14 protein-coding genes are annotated in these 16,944 nt (G+C 42.2%); 4 read left to right on the forward strand and 10 right to left on the reverse strand.

Annotated elements, in window-relative coordinates; genetic code table 11:
* Positions 1-130: 130 nt before the first annotated feature.
* From queD to KTO63_RS06210, 3 genes are all read left to right on the forward strand, one after another.
* On the forward strand, positions 131-487 hold the full coding sequence (gene queD / locus KTO63_RS06200; protein ID WP_217790377.1) for a 6-carboxytetrahydropterin synthase QueD: 357 nt from the start codon (positions 131-133) through the stop codon (positions 485-487).
* Positions 488-978: 491 nt separating this feature from the next.
* Positions 979-2,214, forward strand: a complete 1,236-nt coding sequence (gene rocD / locus KTO63_RS06205; RefSeq protein ID WP_217790378.1) for an ornithine--oxo-acid transaminase — start codon at positions 979-981, stop codon at positions 2,212-2,214.
* Positions 2,215-2,370: 156 nt separating this feature from the next.
* Complete coding sequence (locus KTO63_RS06210; protein WP_217790379.1) at positions 2,371-3,072, forward strand: VIT1/CCC1 transporter family protein; 702 nt, start codon at positions 2,371-2,373, stop codon at positions 3,070-3,072.
* Positions 3,073-3,198: 126 nt separating this feature from the next.
* Here the strand turns inward: KTO63_RS06210 and KTO63_RS06215 are convergent, their stop codons facing one another.
* Positions 3,199-3,648: an EthD domain-containing protein gene (locus KTO63_RS06215; RefSeq protein WP_217790380.1), complete on the reverse strand. Its 450-nt coding sequence runs from the start codon at positions 3,646-3,648 to the stop codon at positions 3,199-3,201.
* Between the two features lie 138 nt (positions 3,649-3,786).
* Between KTO63_RS06215 and KTO63_RS06220 the strand changes: the two genes are divergently transcribed.
* The gene (locus KTO63_RS06220) at positions 3,787-5,058 is read left to right on the forward strand and encodes a PQQ-dependent sugar dehydrogenase (RefSeq protein ID WP_217790381.1); all 1,272 of its coding nucleotides are present in this window, start codon (positions 3,787-3,789) and stop codon (positions 5,056-5,058) included.
* 68 nt (positions 5,059-5,126) lie between these two features.
* On the opposite strand, the gene KTO63_RS06225 is transcribed toward KTO63_RS06220, so the two are convergent.
* The 9 genes from KTO63_RS06225 to KTO63_RS06265 form a co-directional block, all read right to left on the reverse strand.
* Positions 5,127-5,861, reverse strand: a complete 735-nt coding sequence (locus KTO63_RS06225) for a LytR/AlgR family response regulator transcription factor (RefSeq protein ID WP_217790382.1) — start codon at positions 5,859-5,861, stop codon at positions 5,127-5,129.
* Between the two features lie 2 nt (positions 5,862-5,863).
* Positions 5,864-6,997, reverse strand: coding sequence for a sensor histidine kinase (locus tag KTO63_RS06230; RefSeq protein WP_217790383.1), 1,134 nt, complete (start codon positions 6,995-6,997; stop codon positions 5,864-5,866).
* Positions 6,998-7,183: 186 nt separating this feature from the next.
* The gene (locus KTO63_RS06235; RefSeq protein WP_217790384.1) at positions 7,184-7,525 is read right to left on the reverse strand and encodes a hypothetical protein; all 342 of its coding nucleotides are present in this window, start codon (positions 7,523-7,525) and stop codon (positions 7,184-7,186) included.
* A 282-nt stretch (positions 7,526-7,807) separates the two neighbouring features.
* Positions 7,808-8,779 (reverse strand): arabinan endo-1,5-alpha-L-arabinosidase, encoded by a 972-nt coding sequence (locus KTO63_RS06240; protein ID WP_217790385.1) that lies wholly within the window; start codon positions 8,777-8,779, stop codon positions 7,808-7,810.
* Positions 8,780-8,995: 216 nt separating this feature from the next.
* A complete protein-coding gene (locus tag KTO63_RS06245; RefSeq protein ID WP_232373058.1) occupies positions 8,996-10,942 on the reverse strand; it encodes an alpha-L-arabinofuranosidase C-terminal domain-containing protein in 1,947 nt (648 codons plus the stop codon).
* 99 nt (positions 10,943-11,041) lie between these two features.
* Positions 11,042-12,538: an arabinan endo-1,5-alpha-L-arabinosidase gene (locus KTO63_RS06250; protein WP_217790387.1), complete on the reverse strand. Its 1,497-nt coding sequence runs from the start codon at positions 12,536-12,538 to the stop codon at positions 11,042-11,044.
* A gap of 6 nt (positions 12,539-12,544) precedes the next feature.
* Positions 12,545-13,519: a glycoside hydrolase family 43 protein gene (locus tag KTO63_RS06255; protein WP_217790388.1), complete on the reverse strand. Its 975-nt coding sequence runs from the start codon at positions 13,517-13,519 to the stop codon at positions 12,545-12,547.
* A gap of 6 nt (positions 13,520-13,525) precedes the next feature.
* Positions 13,526-15,055, reverse strand: coding sequence for an alpha-N-arabinofuranosidase (locus KTO63_RS06260; protein ID WP_217790389.1), 1,530 nt, complete (start codon positions 15,053-15,055; stop codon positions 13,526-13,528).
* A gap of 318 nt (positions 15,056-15,373) precedes the next feature.
* The gene (locus KTO63_RS06265) at positions 15,374-16,921 is read right to left on the reverse strand and encodes a RagB/SusD family nutrient uptake outer membrane protein (RefSeq protein WP_217790390.1); all 1,548 of its coding nucleotides are present in this window, start codon (positions 16,919-16,921) and stop codon (positions 15,374-15,376) included.
* Between the last annotated feature and the right edge of the window lie 23 nt (positions 16,922-16,944).

The raw sequence follows: 16,944 nt of genomic DNA on the forward strand, positions 1-16,944 counted from the left end.
AATGTGCTAATTTGAAAATTCTTTCTGTGCATTTCTATGAGGGAAATCGAGCATCAAGCGCTCAATTTTCAAATTTTCAAATTACCACATTTTCAAATTTTGTACTTTTGCAGCCTGAAATTTGGGTAGTATGGAAATTTATAAGGAATTCTCATTTGATTCAGCGCATTTTTTACCGAATGTACCGGAAGGTCACAAGTGCAAAAATATGCACGGCCACACGTACAAACTGAAAGTTTTTATCCAGGGCAAACCGGATGAACATTATGGCTGGATCATGGATTTCAAAGAATTGAAAGACGCCATCTCTCCTATCATCGATACGCTTGATCATAAACTGATCAACGACGTACCTGGTCTGCAAAACCCTACTGCAGAAAATATTACCATCTGGATCTGGAACACATTAAAACCTGTTTTACCAAAACTCAGCAGAATCGAATTATACGAAACGCCGACGACAGGGGTGATTTACTCTGGCGAGTAAATCAATTAATAATTAATAATTAAAAATTAATAGGGCCGCACCGAGATAATTGTTGATCATTGCTTAATGCGTTGATTAGGATTACTACGGTACAAGTTCCAATTTTCCTTCCTATCAGAATACCGATGAGGCAACCGAGGTCCAATACCCATCCCACTGTACGTTTCACTCTGATTACGCTTTAAGATATGCACATTCAGAAAGGCAACAATCGCGTTCACTGCTACACCTATTAATTATTCATTATTAATTATTAATTAAAGCACACTTCCTCTGTATCAACTAATTCGTTAACTTGCACATATCAGAACACTAATTCACATACCGCAATTTCTTTCTTTCAATCTTGATTTCCTCAATCATCGAGGTTAGGTTATGTGCTACCCGCTATGTCTAGCGGGCAATTTCACCTATCGTTTATTTTTTTAGCAATACTGTGTTGACACTAACTGCGTGCTGCACTATTATTTCAACTTTTAAAGACTGTTATCATGGAACAAACCCTTTCTGTAAGTGAACAGACCAACTATTATTTGTCGCTGGAAGAAAAGTATGGAGCACACAATTACCATCCGCTTCCTGTTGTTTTGAACAAGGGAGAAGGCGTTTTTGTATATGATGTGGACGGCAAACGTTATTACGATTTTCTGAGCGGTTATTCGGCTGTAAACCAGGGACATTGCCACCCCAAAATTATCGCTGCGCTCATTGAACAGGCGCAACAACTCACGCTTACATCTCGTGCATTCTATAATAACTTGCTGGGTGAGTTTGAGAAAATGATTACCGGCATTTTCGGTTTCGATAAAGTATTGCCAATGAACACAGGCGTTGAGGCAGTGGAAACAGCTATCAAACTTTGTCGTCGCTGGGGTTACATGGTGAAAGGCATTGAAGACAATAAAGCAAAGATCGTCGTGTGTTCTGAAAACTTCCATGGCCGCACCAGCACGGTGATCTCTTTCAGCAGCGATCCGTCTTCTTACAGCAAATTCGGCCCTTACACGCCGGGCTTTGAGATCATTCCTTATAACAATATTGATGCGTTGGCAAATGCATTGCAGGATAAAAATGTTGCAGGCTTTTTAGTAGAACCAATTCAAGGTGAAGCAGGTGTTGTGGTTCCACAAGAAGGCTATTTGAATAAAGCAAAACAATTGTGTGAAGCGCACAATGTGCTTTTCATTGCAGATGAAATTCAAACAGGATTGGCAAGAACAGGCAAGATGCTGGCCTGCGATCATGAAAACGTACATCCAGATATTTTGATACTCGGTAAAGCATTGAGTGGTGGCACCTTGCCGGTGAGTGCTGTGCTGGCGAACGATGAAATTATGCTCACCATTAAACCAGGCGAACATGGTTCTACCTACGGTGGAAACCCATTGGCTTGCAAGGTAGCGATGGCTTCATTAAATGTTTTGATAGACGAAAAGATGGCCGAGAATGCAGAAACACTGGGTCAGTATTTCAGAGAAAAAATTGAAGCATTGAACTCTCCTCACATCAAATTGATTCGCGGTAAAGGCTTGCTGAATGCCATTGTTGTGGATCATGCAAACCGCGAAGCAGCATGGGATCTGTGTTTGCAACTAAAAGAAAACGGTTTGCTTGCTAAACCAACTCACGGCGACAAAATACGATTCGCTCCTCCGCTGGTAATAACGAAAGATCAGATTGATGAATGCGTGGGCATTATTGCGGAGAGCTTGAAGGTGCTGGACTAATTGAATAACTGAGTAACTGAATAACTGAGGCGTTGAATTATTGAATAATCGAATTATTGATGAAAGGTCAATTTTCAAGTTCAGTTATTCAGTTACTCAGTTATTCAGTTCATTCAGTCTATTCAGCTATTCAATTATTCATTTTACTTTTACCCAATGCAGCACGACCAGCAACACAAAGAACTACATCTTCAGAGTTCGGATATACTTACAGACATTGTTATTGGCATGAGCGATGGGCTTACTGTTCCTTTCGCATTGGCAGCTGGTTTGAGTGGCGCGGTATCTTCTACACATTTAATTGTGATTGCCGGCTTGGCGGAGATTGCGGCGGGTTCTATTGCGATGGGACTTGGCGGTTATCTTGCAGGCAAAACAGAAATTGATCATTATAACTCCGAGTTGAAACGTGAGCATGACGAAGTGGAAACGGTTCCCCATAAAGAAAAGGCAGAAGTAAAAGAATTCTTTGCCAATCTTGGTCTTAGTGAAGATGTGCAAGAGCAAGCTGTTGAAGAGATGACGAAAGACAAAGAAAAGTGGGTTGACTTTATGATGAAATACGAGCTTGGCCTCGACAAGCCAGATCCTAAAAGGGCAAGGAACAGCGCTTTCAATATTGGCTTGTCTTACGTCGCAGGCGGCATTGTTCCGTTGTTGCCTTACTTCTTTATTGATACGCCATTGCAGGCGCTAAAAATTTCCGCAGTTATTACGCTTATCTGTTTGTTTGCATTCGGTTTCTTTAAAAGCAAAATCACCGGAGTAAATCCGTGGGGCGGCGCATTGCGTGTAACCGTTATTGGCGCTATTGCTGCTGGCTGTGCGTTTGGTATTGCGAGACTTATTCAATCGTAGCAACTAATAATTAATAATTAACAATTAATAGGTGTTGCATTCTGCTAAAAATGTTGACCTCATGGTAATTTGCGAGTTTTGAAGTTGCAATTAATAGCGGCTGTCGCCCCTATTAATTTTTAATTATTAATTATTAATTATTAACTGTTCAATCATCACGTCCCAATGTGAAATAAGCAGTTCAAACCTGTGTTGCTCATCTTTCTTTAGTTTCTCCTGGTCTGGATATAACTGCTTTTTGTACGGATCGAGAAGATCCGCTGCGAAAGCCAGCGCAGCATTTTTAAACACAATCGTTACACGAAAATCCCATCTTGTATCTTCACCTGAATGCAGCATTGGCGCTTGTGCCGTCACGCTGATGATATCACCTTTTTCGATTGCTTTCTTTAATAGAGGATAGTGATTTTTCTTCCACAGATCGATGAACTCTCCGGCAGATCCCCATTTTACTTTGTAATAATTTTCGATTGTAAAATATTCACTTGAATTGCTTTTTTGCTGTGCATCTGTATTAAATGAAACAACAGAGATAACGATAACCAAAACCAATGACCGTAGAAGCTTATATTTCATAAACAGTGTTTTACCCCATAAACTACTCATTTTTAAAGCAAAATCAAAGTTCAGCGGCAAGGGCATGTCTTTTGAATATACCTCTATATCTGTATCATTTTCTTCCTCAACTATTATTCAACCTCAAATAAAATGACCATGAAAACAGGATACATTTTATTGATTATGACGATTGCTCCGTTGCTGTCTTTCGGGCAGCAAAAAGATACTTTGCCGCCTCCAAACGCTACCAAATCGCACATGAACTTCAGCAACGTAAAAGGCTGGAAGGACGGCACAAAACCAATCGCGCCCGAAGGATTTACAGTTGACCTTTATTATGATGGCTTGCAAAATCCTCGTTGGCTCTATGTCTTACCAAATGGAGATGTACTGGTAGCGGAATCGAACACGCATCATGGCTTCTTCGAAAAGATAGGAGCAGCATTTGTAGGCGCCAACAAATCCAACAGCATGAAGAAAAGTGCCAACAGAATCACACTGTTGCGAGATGCCGATCACGATGGCAAGCCAGAGGTGAAAGAAACTTTTTTAAGTGGGCTTAAACAACCTTTCGGAATGCTATTGATTGGCAATCATTTTTATGTAGGAAATACAGATGCACTTGTGCGTTATATCTATGAAAGCGGAGCAACTAAAATTACTTCGAACGGAGAAAAATTGCTTGATCTACCTGATGGAAAAATCAATCGTCACTGGACAAGAAATATCATTACTAACAAAGACAATTCAAAAATCTATATTGGCATTGGCTCCGGCACGGACCATGGGGAGAAGGGTTTAGAAAATGAAAAATTAAGAGGCGATATTCTCGAGGTCAATCCTGATGGAACAGGGATGCGTGTGTATGCGGCGGGCCTTCGCAACCCTGTCGGCATGGGCTGGGCGCCAGGCACTGAGACACTTTGGACATCTGTAAATGAGCGCGACGAATTGGGAGACAATCTCGTTCCTGATTACGTAACGAGTGTTAAAGAAAACGGTTTTTATGGCTGGCCATATTGTTATTGGGGTCAGCATATTGACCCTCGTGTGGAGCAGGTACAGCCAGACCTTGTTCAGCGGGCGATAGTGCCAGATGTGCCTCTTGGCTCGCACACGGCATCTCTCGGACTTGCATTTTATGACAAAAAGATGTTTCCTGAAAAATATCACAATGGGGCGTTTATTACACAGCATGGCTCCTGGAACCGCAAGCCTATTGCCGGTTACAGGGTGCTGTTTGTTCCATTCAAAAATGGCAAACCTTCCGGCGATCCTGAAGAATTCCTAACCGGCTTTATTGAAGATCTTGATCATGGAAAAGTGCGCGGCCGCCCTGTTGGCATTGTTGTACTTCAAGATGGCTCGATGTTGATTACGGATGATACGAGTAATAAGATTTGGAGAGTGAGCTATGGGAGGAATTAGGAATTAGAAGTTAGAAATTAGAATTCTTGCAAGAACCTTATGAAGACCATAACTCTAATTCCTAACTCCTAATTCCTAATTTCTAATGTCTTCATCACATTATTCCTATACAACTTCCCCACCGGTATTTCTGATTTTTCAATTTCGATTACTTCGTTAGTGAAAGAGCGGATCTTTTCAAGGGAGACAATGAATGAGCGGTGCGTGCGTAGAAACATATTGCCGGGCAACATGGCTTCCAATGAGATGATGGATTGACGTGTTACAATAGTGCCGCTGCCGGTAAAGACTTTTACATAATCTTTCATGCTTTCGATATAATGGATATCCCGTAGCATAACCTTGACCATCTTTCTATCGGCACGGAAGTAAACAAAACTTTCCTTAACAGCAGGAGTATCAGTATTTGCAGGAGCTTCAGGCAATTGCTTGTTTCCTTTTGCGTACAGCACTTTATTGATCGCCTTTATGAATCTCTCAAACTGTATGGGCTTCAATAAATAATCAAGTGCATCAAGATCATAACTCTGAATGGCGTAGTCGGAATAAGCAGTTGTAAAAATTACTGCGGGAGGGTTTTTAAGCGTCTTAAGAAAATCAATGCCACTTAGTTGCGGCATTCTTATGTCGAGAAAGATCAATTGAACTTCATGTTGCTGCAGATATGAGAGTGCCTGAATGGCATTGCCACATTCTCCCACCCACTTCAATGCCGGCATAGCTTCAATGTAGCTTTTAAGTATGCTGCGGGCGGGCGGTTCGTCGTCTATCACCAGGCATTTGATCACATTTGATTCACTCATAATCATGCGTATTTTAGGGCCACTGCAGGCATGTTTACTTTTTGTCTTTGCAATTCAATGTCAAGGTTTACAACAAACACATCTTCATCTTCAATGACGGCAAACTGGTGTTTTCCTTCATATAAAAGCTGAAGGCGTTTTGTCAAATTCTGCAAGCCAATGCCGCCTACTTTTGAAATTGCTTTTGAAGGAGCTTTACCGTTCATGATCTTCAAATGCATAATATTCTTTTCAAAATAAATATGCACATTGATCCATGGGTTTTCAAGCATCTCACTGGCACCATGTTTAAAACTATTTTCCACAAGCGGCAAAAGCAACAATGGTGCTATCTGATATTCATCTACATCTCCTTCTACATCAATATTGATGTCTGGCTTGTTGCCATAGCGCACAGTTTCAAGTTTTACGTAGTCCCTGATCATTTTTATTTCCTTGCTAAGCGGCACCAATGGCTGGTTGCACTCATACAAGATATAACGCAACATATCGGAGAGACCCAGTACTAAACCGGATGCTACGGGCGAGGCATCTTGCGTATGTGCATATACGTTATTTAGCGTATTGAATAAAAAATGCGGATGCACTTGCGCCTTCAATAGTTGAAGTTGAGTCTCCACATTTTCCTTTTGCAATTGTAGGTTGCGTTGTTCTTTTACATACCAATATTTCATAAGCTTGATGGCAGCAGCCATTCCGCCTATGGTTATACCGCCGCGAAGTCCCGCCAGAAATGATAAAAAGAATGCCGCATAAACAGAACTCGCGACAATTGTGTAAAAACCAGGAAAGAACGTTTTCCGGAAAGGCATTACCACGTAGTTTGAAATCAACGCAGAAATGATTCCGGTTAAAACAACTACCACAATCACCATTGCTGCAGCCAAAGGATACTTTGCTTTCAGGATAAACTTCGGTACAACAAAGTACATCAAAGTATAAGCCATAAAAATGTGTGCGGGCAGAAACAAAAGCGATTCAATCATTGCACAGGATAATCTCTGTGTATATGGAATCGTGGCCGGGGCGCAGCCAAATGAATACAAAACCCCACTGAAGATCCACCAACTTAGCCACCACAACAAATGCCGCGTATACTTGTATTTGTCAGAAAATATGAGCGGATATTTTTCCATGACGACAAGGATTTAAGCCTTGTTTACTAAGTTACAAAATTGTTCAGCGTTTAAAAACTCGCAAAATCTGATTAGCGACGAACATTCGTTTTTCGTATACGGAAAAACATTGAATCCGTACAGACAAGGCATTGCCTTGTCTCTGTTGAAATTCCGCTTATGCGGAGACAAGGCAATGCCTTGTCTCTACTGCATTACTTTGGCTACGATGGCTTCGTTTTCCCTCAGCGTATGATTTCCTTCCCAGGCAACTATTGCTGTTTCAAGCGCATCTTTCAGCTTCATTAGTGTTTTCTTCTTTTTGATATTTAAAGTGCTGCCAATCAACTTTTCCCTGTAAACGAGTTGATTGTCATTGTTATAAAAATTGATAACGGAAAATGAATTTCCCTTTTTGTTGTCTTCAAGAACCCAGTAGCCTTTGTCGGATATCCATTTGGGAGTTTTCGCGGCGCTTTCTTCTTGAGCTTTGGCTTTGAAGCTAGTGGCAGTAATAACGATCGCCAGGATGAGGAGCATCTTTTTCATAACAAATCATTTTTAAAAATTAAGGTCAGTGTTGCTTTGTCGTGTAAAGTTATTCTGCGGCAAACCCTTAATTTCTATAAATCGCGAGATATGGGGAAATGAGAGATAGAATGCAGGAGTTGTGCGATGAAATGATTTTGTCGATAATGCAGGAATTAGTTTCTGTGTAAGACACAGATTTACCACTAAGGCACTGAGGGCACTGAGTTTCACTAAGAATGGTTTTAATTTCCGCGACTCCTTAGTGGAGCTTTGTGTCCTTAGTGCCTTAGTGTAAAAAAACTATTTTACCGCCGGCCAGTCGCTTATCCATTGCAGTTCTTCGATGCGTAGTTTCGGCTTTCCATTGTCGTGGGCATCATAGCCATGGAAGATGAGATAGTCTTTGTTATCAAACGTTGCAACGGCATTATGACCAACGCCGTACCAATTGCTGTCGCCTTGCAAAAGCAATGAGCCACCGCCAAGTGCCATGTCTTTATTGTCTTTGTCGAGATACGGTCCGGTTATTTTTTCGCTTCTGCCAACCATCATTTTGTAAGTGCTCTTTGGACCGCGACAACAATAGTCAAACGAAACAAAGAGGTAATAGTAATTTCCTTTTTTGAAAATAAATGGAGCTTCAATGGCACCATCACCCGCAGATGAATCTGCAGCAGAACTTCTTGGCCGAGAGGCAAGTGAATGCCACTCTTCCGGTTGGGCCACTTTTTGCAGACTACTGTCGAGCTTTACGAGTTTTATACCATCCCAAAACGAACCGAAATCCAGCCACGCTGTTTTATTTTCATCCACGATCAAATTTGGATCAATGGCGTTCCACATGTCTCTGTTGGGCACGGATTGAATCACTTTTCCAAGATCTGTCCATTTATAATTTGTAGAGCGGGGATCTAATGTTTTATTAACGGCAAGGCCAATACAAGAAGTATTTTTTCCAAATGCAGAAGCTGCATAGTACAAATAATACATGCCATTGTGAAAGCTGATATCAGGCGCCCAAACATGTCCCTTAAATCCAGGAACAGCATCCACGGCCCATTGTGGGGCTTTATCGAAAACGGGTTTTTCCTTTTTCCATTCTTTCATGTTCGTCGACGACCAAACAGAAATGCCCATGCCGGTGCAAAAAATATAATAGACACTATCCTGTTTGATGATGACAGGGTCATGCACAGAAATGTTTGTTTCTAACTTTTGCGCCTGTGCCAACGTTGAGATGGCGAGCAAACTAAGTAGTAAAATCTTTTTCATAGTAAGAACGCAGATTTTTAACATTCTGATGATAGGTTAAGATGAAGCAGATAATTTATGAATGAGGTAAATCTCATTTTATGATTTTTATTTGATCAAAAAATCAGTGTAAATCAGTCCAATCTGTGTCATCTGTGTGCTTTCTCTCAAAAAAATAGGGTTCAAGGTATAAGATTCTCATCTCACCTCAAACCCGTTTTAACAACAACTGAGAACTTATATTTTCACTCGTAGCACACTAAATGAATAAGGTGCTGCAGAGAGATTTATTTTCTTTCCGCTTAATTTAACCGTTGACTGCTTTGGTGAAACTTTAGTTGGCTCGGTGAACGAATTCACAGCCATCAAATCATCGTTTTGCAAGACAGTTAGCGTTCCTTGTGATGCCAATTTCTTAACACCATCAAGTGATAAAGATGTCTCTTGTGATCTGTTTGACGCATTTACCAATTTGATGATCAACTCATTTGTCTTCGTGTCAATAGCAGCAGCGGCAAACAAACTATCCTGACCTGCTACTACATCGTTATTCAAGGTAATCGGCACCACTTTGTTTCCTTTGTTTAAAGAGAACAATTGCTGCACATAGTAATCAGGGGTACCATAAGATTTCAGGTTATTCACCCAAATAAGATCGGGTGTCCATTGCCAGCCATCTGCATGCGCAAACAGGGGCGCATAAGAAGCCATGTTTACAACATCTGCGTTACGCTCTAGGCCAGTCATGAAGGCGGCTTCAGACAATGCGGTCAACCAGCAATTCTTGTTATCTACGCTCACTGTTTTGTCGCTTTGAGCTGCATATTCGCCACCAAATATTTTGGAACCATTGCGTGGATAGTTATCGTAGCGTCTCGCATTTTCAAAGAACCATTCAGGTTTGCGATAATAATGCTCGTCGATGATGTCTGCGTTCATTTTGCGCAGCTCATTGTTGAGATAATCAAAACGTTCGCCGTTAGGATCAGTACCAGAGCTGTTTACCAGTTTGAAATCGGGATATTTTGATTTGATCGCTTTGGTAAAAATCTTCAAGCGCTCAACGTATTGCGGCCCCCAGTTTTCATTTCCCACGCCCATCATTTTTAAATTGAACGGAGTAGAATGTCCCATGTCTGCACGCACTTTGCCCCATTTCGTAGAAGCATCACCGTTGGCAAATTCGATGAGATCGAGAGCATCTTGTACATAAGGATCGAGTTCGTCGAGCGTGGCTACTTCGGCAGAATTAAATTGACAAGCCATGCCACAATTCAATATTGGCAAGGGTTCTGCGCCTATATCTTCTGCCAGTTGAAAGTATTCGAAGAATCCTAAACCGAATGTTTGAAAGTAATCTGGTGTTGGGCGATGTGCAAACTCAAAGTTCCAGCGGTTGATCAGCAATTGTCTTTCTTCAATCGGACCAAGTGTTTTTTTCCACTGGTAACGTTGAGACAAATCAAAGCCTTCTACAATACAACCACCGGGAAAACGGATGAAGCCCGGCTTCATATCAGCAAGCAATTGCACCATGTCGGCACGCATACCGCCCGGCCTGTTTTTCCATGTGTCGCCTGGGAACAGCGAGATCATATCTAGGTCTATAACACCATTTCCTTCTATTGTTATTTTTAGTTTTCCTTTCAGCTCTGTTGCTGTAGCATTGAAGCTTGCGATTGCTTTGTGCCATGCATCTCCGGATTCTTGCGGAGTGATGGTTGTGCCACCAATGCTTTTTCCGTTTGCATCGATCAATTCTACAGTCAGCCTTACGGCTGGTTGTTGCTGATGATACATGATAGAAAAATCATAACGCAGGTCCTTCTTAATGCCCATGCCACGAAAGCCTTCATTCACCAGTACAACATCGCCCTTAGCAGCGTTGTTTGCTGTAACCCTTAAATAACGTGGGTTTGCAGTGTTTACTTCTTTTCTGTTTACAACGAGCACATCGCCTTCAGTTTTGCGTTTCACATCCCAGCCCATCAATGGTCTGAAAAATTCAAACGAGCGGTTCTTTACCATTTCCGCATAGATTCCACCATCTGCACCAAGGTTGATGTCTTCAAAAAATACGCCCCACATCGTTGGCTGGATGTCGGCTTTCGTCTGATTTACTTTTACCGTCAATTGCTTCTGCGACCGTGCGTTGGGTATACCAAGTGCAGCGAGAGCAATCATTAATAAACTTATTTTTCGCATAGTATATGTTGTCAATTACGAATTAGGAATTAAGAATTGTGATGTTCGAAGATTCCTGATTCATGTTCATCATTCACGTTATTTTTTCTTTCCCCATATTGCCGTGCCTGCATTGTTGAGGCCGGAAAATATTATTGTTGATTTTTTGTTTTCCCAGTCGCGCCCTTTTTGTACAAATACTTTATCTGTGTAACCATTGCTCCAATGCATTTCCAGCCACGGGGCGGTGTAGGTCCAGGTGCTGGCTGCATCTCCATTTAAAGTTCCGTTTGTTCCGATGGTTAAGCTTTGTGATACCTGAAAATCAGGTGATGTTTGTTCATCGGCATAACCGGGCACTACACGATATCCTAAAATGATCTGTTCCCAATTTCCTGCAAGGCTATCTTTTGCAACGATGCTGTTATCTTCCCATGCATATCTTTCCGGTGATGCAATTGGCCAGCCATCTTTTGTCCAGAAAAGTTTTCGTACATGCAGGTCCATGTAGTACTTGGCTATGCCTGGTCTGCCCTGGTGGCCAATGTAATAATTTCCTGAACCATCATCAAACACTGTGCAGTGCGAAGTTCCCTGCCACCCGCCGTGGCCGCTGAATTGATATGGAGCCACGATCATTGGTGTGTGGTCAACATCGGTGTTGATATCTACGCCATTGAAATCGTAGAACGGGCCTTGCGGACTATCGCCTTTTCCAACACGCACATTGTATTTTGTTTCCAGCCAATCGTAGGCTATGAAGAGATAATATTTTTTCTGATCGGGATTGTAAATGATCTCTGCGCCTTCGATATTGCCGTTGTATTTGCCACCTGTAAATCCGCGATTGGCAACACGTACGCCAATGTCGCCATTATTACCCGCAAGTCCTGTTGTGGGGTCCAGTTTCAAAACATAGATACCATCCCATGCAGAACCATAGTACATCCAATGTTCGCCGGCAGGAGTTACAATAACCGTTGGGTCGATGGCATTTGTTTGGCGAACAGCATTGTTAGTAGAAACAACGACTGTGCCTTTTTCTGTCCATGGACCTTCGGGAGTTGTTGCAGTGGCTAACCCTATTACACTTAGTCTCGCTGTTGCGGATGACAATGAGTAATACAATCTGTATTCACTGCCCACTTTCATTACATACGGCGCCCACAAAGAGTTATTAGGAGTACCGCCTTGTTGTTTTATGTAATCGGAGCCTTTAGGAGGGAGTGTGTTGAATACCCAGCCTACAAACTGCCATTGTACAAGGTCCTTTGATTTTCGTATCTGCAGGCCCAAACGTACATCTATGCCGTATCCGGCATCTGTGCTGTAGCAATAGTAGTAATCGCCAAATTTCTTTATTGACGGATCGTGTACATTATAACTTCCCCATTGCAAATAATTAGCAAATGGTGAGACATCCGCATAAGTATCGTTGATTGAGTTGATGTCAAAGGCTTTTGGAGGAGTGACAATCACAGTGTCTGTGCCACTATTGTTGGTTCCACCGCCGCTTTTCGAACAAGCGAGGGGAAGCAATGCCGCAACGAACATCATAGCTTTTACGCAAATACTGTATTTACTAAACAGTCTCATTGTTTTCTACTTTTTTGGTTGCACGCCTTCCGTTGTCATTACTACACGTTTCATTGTACCGTCTTTGTTGTAGAAGAGATAATCAATACAAACTGATCTTCTGAAACTTCCGCCGTTGGTATTAATTCCTCCGTTATGATAGATGAAGTATGATTTTCCTTTGAAATCAATTATCGCCTGGTGATTCGTATTGCTATTGCCTGCTATCTCGTTTAATATTCCTTTGTACTGCCACGGTCCGTTTATGCTGCGGCTCATCGCGTAGGCAATCTTTTCGGGGAACTGTGTTGCATAAGATAAATAATACCATCCGTTGCGTTTGTGTATCCATGGTGCCTCGGTGTACGTTGGCAGATCAATGATTTGAATGGGCCCATCAAGCTCTGTCATATTCTCCTTCAACTTTGCGTAGTAGCATTTCGTATTCCCCCAAATAAGATATGCCTGTCCATCGTCGTCGATGATCACTGTCGGATCAATATCATCCCAGGAAATATTTGTGGCTTTCGTCATGTCGTTTGTAATAAGCGCCGAGCCGCGTGCATCTTTAAAAGGACCTGTTGGCTTATCACTCACTCCTACGCCGATTGCCTTGCCATGTATTGTGCCATGCTCCACTGCTACGTACCAATAAAACTTGCCGTTTCGTTCTATCACCTGTGAGGCCCATGCGTCATCTTTTGCCCAGGCAAAATCTTTGGTGTTCATGGGCGATGGATGCTCTGTCCAATGCACCATGTCAGTTGTTGAAAAGCAAAGCCATTCATGCATCACATATCCTTCATGCGGTGGCTTGGCTTCATCGTGACCGGTGTACAAATAAACCGTATCGTGATACACCATTGCCCCAGGATCAGCAGTGTATTCGTGCTGAATGATAGGATTTCCATTCGCGATAAACGTCGAATCCTTTTTTTCCTGTGCATTCATCTGCAATGAACAGATGCCACAAATAATGCCGCCAAGTATTCGCTTGTTCATAGAGTCTTATTTTAATTCCAGTACCACTACTGAGAATGGAGGCAATTTTACATTCACCGTAGAACCTTTTACATTGGCTCCATTGAAGGCAATAGGTTTCAATTTGTCTGGTTGTTCAAAGGTGTTGTGATCAGTCAGTTTAGCAGAAGTAAGAATTCTGCCGCTTACAGTTTTAAATTGCGCTCCGTCAAAATTCACGGTGATATCCTGCGATTTTTTAGAGTCGATATTTACGAGTGAAATATGTGTTGCACCCAATGAATCTTTTGAAGCCGATGCCCAAACTGCCTGCAGCTTATCATTACCAAGAACATAGTCATTCGTCTTGATGGTGACAGGCAACAGTTTTGCATTCTGGTGCACGTTGTACATTTCCAACACATGATATGTAGGTGTCAGGATCATTTTTTCTTTATCGGTAAGAATCACGGCCTGCAATACGTTGATGCATTGCGCAAGGTTTGCAACGCGTACACGGTCTGCGTGATTGTTGAAGATGTTCAGTGTAACACCTGCAATCATCGCATCGCGCATAGTGTTTTGCTGATACAAAAATCCGGGATTAGTACCAGCTTCAACATCGTACCATCCGCCCCACTCGTCCACCACCAGCGCTACTTTCTTTTTAGGATCGTATTTATCCATGATAGCGGAATGCTTGATGACTAAAGAGTCCATGAAGCATGCGCTTTTCATTGTGGCGAAATATTGTTGTTCAGAAAAATCAGTGGCAGGTCCTTTATGGTTCCAATCAATAACTGAATAGTGGTGAAGTGCTACGCCGCCCAGCATGTGCAGAGGAATCTGGCTCATCAATGTTTCTGTCCAATGATAATCTGCACTGTTTGCACCGGATGCAATTTGCATTAAACCGCCGCCCATGAAAGTTGCATATTTGCGGTATATATCTGCATAATATTCCGGACGCATATTTCCACCACAACCCCACGCTTCGTTACCCACGCCCCAGAACTTTACGTTCCATGGTTTTTCTCTTCCGTTTTGTTTGCGCCAATCGCTCATGGGGCTTTTCCCGTCGAAGTTTACATACTGCACCCAATCAGCCAGTTCCTGTACGGTTCCGCTTCCTACATTACCGGCAAGGTATGGTTCTGCGCCAAGCAGTTCACACATATTTAAAAAGTCGTGTGTGCCAAAACTATTGTCTTCTGTAACGCCGCCCCACCATTTGTTCACCATTTCGGGACGTTTGTTTTTTGGCCCCACGCCGTCTTTCCAGTGATAGGTATCTGCGAAGCAACCACCCGGCCAGCGAAGGTTGGGAATCTTTAATTTTCTAAGTGCATCAATGATATCGTTGCGAACGCCATTCGTGTTGGGAATTGTTTTACTAGTATCTCCTACATAAAATCCACCGTAGATACAATGACCCAGGTGCTCTGCAAAATGACCATAAATGTGTTTGCTGATAACAGTAGAAGAATTACTTGTGTTGACGGAGATATTTGTTTGGGCAAATAGCAATCCCGATGTGAATAGGAAACAAGTTCCCAATAGCAATCGCAAGAATTTCATGTCGTTGTTTTTTCGAGTAAATATTAGAGCTCTAAAATAAGTGTATTTTTTACAATTATAAAATTTTTATATACCTGCGGGCTGACAATTAAACGCAAAGGAAGTAAAGGAAAAACTTTGAATAATTTTATGCAACTCTCAAAAACGCAAAGGGAAAGAAGAATATTTAAAAAGACATTAAACCCGCTTTCCCTTCAACTCTTTTTTTAAAAACCTTCGTTTCCTTTGCGTAACCTTGGCGCTCTATGCTGTTACGTCTTTGGAAAAGAAAGGAACCGAAGAATCGGCTCCTTTTTGCTTGCTTATTTAATCTAAGGGTTAATAAGTCCCGTTTTGTTTGTAACCAGGATTGTTGTCAATCTCTGTTTGTGGAATTGGCAACAATTCTCTGCCAGGGAGATAGCTGCCGAACTCCGGATCTCTTGATTTCAACCACGCAAGTTTGGTGGCGTCGTTTAACCAGCCCCATCTGCGGATATCGTCAAAGCGGTGGCCTTCCAGGCAGAATTCAAGTAGCCTTTCGTGACCAATCTGGTCACGTATTTGTGTTTTGCTGTAGCCGGCAAATTCTGCTTGACGATCAGGCAGGTTTGCCCTGTTGCGCACCAGTTGAATGTACTTTGCACACTCTGCTGCATTGCCCAGTTCGTTCTGGCATTCTGCATACATCAACATTACATCAGAATAACGCATGAGTCTTTCGTTGATGCCGGATTTCCAGTCGTACTCATTTGGCTTTGAACCCTGCCAGTTTTCATACTTTTTGCAGTAAGTATCGCCCATGTATGCAGGGCTTGAAGCGTAAGCAGCCTGGAACGTTGTCTGGTACATTGGCGTATTGGCCAAATGTGTATCTACCGTATCGTTGTAGAAAATAGTTGCAAGGCAACGAGGATCTATCTTGCCATCCTTTGTTTTTTCCTGGCGATACTCAGCCAATGCTGTTGCTGTTGGCTGTACGTCTGTCCAACCAAAATTTGGCGCCCCAAATGTGATGGCACGTGCAGAATAAAAGCCCCATGTAGAGGACGGCACACCTTGCCACTGCAAGTCTGTACCACCCGCTGTCAGGGAGAATTGAATTTCAAAAACAGACTCTGCATTGTTCTCATTGTTTTCGCCAAAGTTGTCAGCATAGTTCGGCATCAGGCTATAAACATTGAGGTCGATCACAGATTTAAATTGTACGGAAGCGCTATCAAAATTACCATTAAATAGATATGCTTTTCCAAGATAAGCCATTGCGGCACCTTTAGTGGCGCGGCCTTTATCAGGGTTTGCGTAAGTTATTGGCAACAAAGGAATAGCTGCTTTAAAATCTGCTTTTACCTGCGCCCATCCTTCGGTAACAGTTGATTGTGGCAATATTTTAGCCGTTGTAGTTGGTAATGGAACACTACCAAACATGTCTACCAAATGAAAATAATAGAGCCCGCGTAAGAAATATGCTTCACCTACAAGCCGGTTCTTCAATGTATTGTCCATAGATATTCCCGGCACATTTGCAATTACCTGGTTGCATCGTGAAATGCCCTGGTAAAATTCATCAAATGTCCAGCCGTAGCCTGAATTATCGGCGGTTCCCAACTGGAACCTTCCAACGTTGGAGATAGCTGTCCATGGGCTGTTGCTTTTTATATCGTCGCCCTGTACGTTGAGCAAAATGGGCGCAAAGCGCATGTAGCCGCCATCTTCAATAAAAGTTTGATAGCATGCATTTGTTCCTGCCAGCGCATCGTTTTGCGTTTTCCAAAAGGATGCTGATGTTTGAGAATTGGGATTGGTTTGGTTAAGTTGCTTGTCACAACTCGCTAAAGTAATGATCGAACAAATGGCTATTCCGTATTTCAAAAAAGTCTTTTTCATTCTTAGTTAGTTTAACGATAAAA

The sequence above is a fragment of the Pinibacter aurantiacus genome (assembly GCF_019130065.1).
GTDB classification, from domain to species: Bacteria; Bacteroidota; Bacteroidia; order Chitinophagales; family Chitinophagaceae; genus Pinibacter; species Pinibacter aurantiacus.

Coding starts and splice junctions, on each gene's coding strand:
- queD (WP_217790377.1), top strand. CDS start 131: ATGGAAATTTATAAGGAATTCTCATTTGATTCAGCGCATTTTTTACCG.
- rocD (WP_217790378.1), top strand. CDS start 979: ATGGAACAAACCCTTTCTGTAAGTGAACAGACCAACTATTATTTGTCG.
- KTO63_RS06210 (WP_217790379.1), top strand. CDS start 2,371: ATGCAGCACGACCAGCAACACAAAGAACTACATCTTCAGAGTTCGGAT.
- KTO63_RS06215 (WP_217790380.1), bottom strand. CDS start 3,648: ATGAAATATAAGCTTCTACGGTCATTGGTTTTGGTTATCGTTATCTCT.
- KTO63_RS06220 (WP_217790381.1), top strand. CDS start 3,787: ATGAAAACAGGATACATTTTATTGATTATGACGATTGCTCCGTTGCTG.
- KTO63_RS06225 (WP_217790382.1), bottom strand. CDS start 5,861: ATGAGTGAATCAAATGTGATCAAATGCCTGGTGATAGACGACGAACCG.
- KTO63_RS06230 (WP_217790383.1), bottom strand. CDS start 6,997: ATGGAAAAATATCCGCTCATATTTTCTGACAAATACAAGTATACGCGG.
- KTO63_RS06235 (WP_217790384.1), bottom strand. CDS start 7,525: ATGAAAAAGATGCTCCTCATCCTGGCGATCGTTATTACTGCCACTAGC.
- KTO63_RS06240 (WP_217790385.1), bottom strand. CDS start 8,779: ATGAAAAAGATTTTACTACTTAGTTTGCTCGCCATCTCAACGTTGGCA.
- KTO63_RS06245 (WP_232373058.1), bottom strand. CDS start 10,942: ATGATTGCTCTCGCTGCACTTGGTATACCCAACGCACGGTCGCAGAAG.
- KTO63_RS06250 (WP_217790387.1), bottom strand. CDS start 12,538: ATGAGACTGTTTAGTAAATACAGTATTTGCGTAAAAGCTATGATGTTC.
- KTO63_RS06255 (WP_217790388.1), bottom strand. CDS start 13,519: ATGAACAAGCGAATACTTGGCGGCATTATTTGTGGCATCTGTTCATTG.
- KTO63_RS06260 (WP_217790389.1), bottom strand. CDS start 15,055: ATGAAATTCTTGCGATTGCTATTGGGAACTTGTTTCCTATTCACATCG.
- KTO63_RS06265 (WP_217790390.1), bottom strand. CDS start 16,921: ATGAAAAAGACTTTTTTGAAATACGGAATAGCCATTTGTTCGATCATT.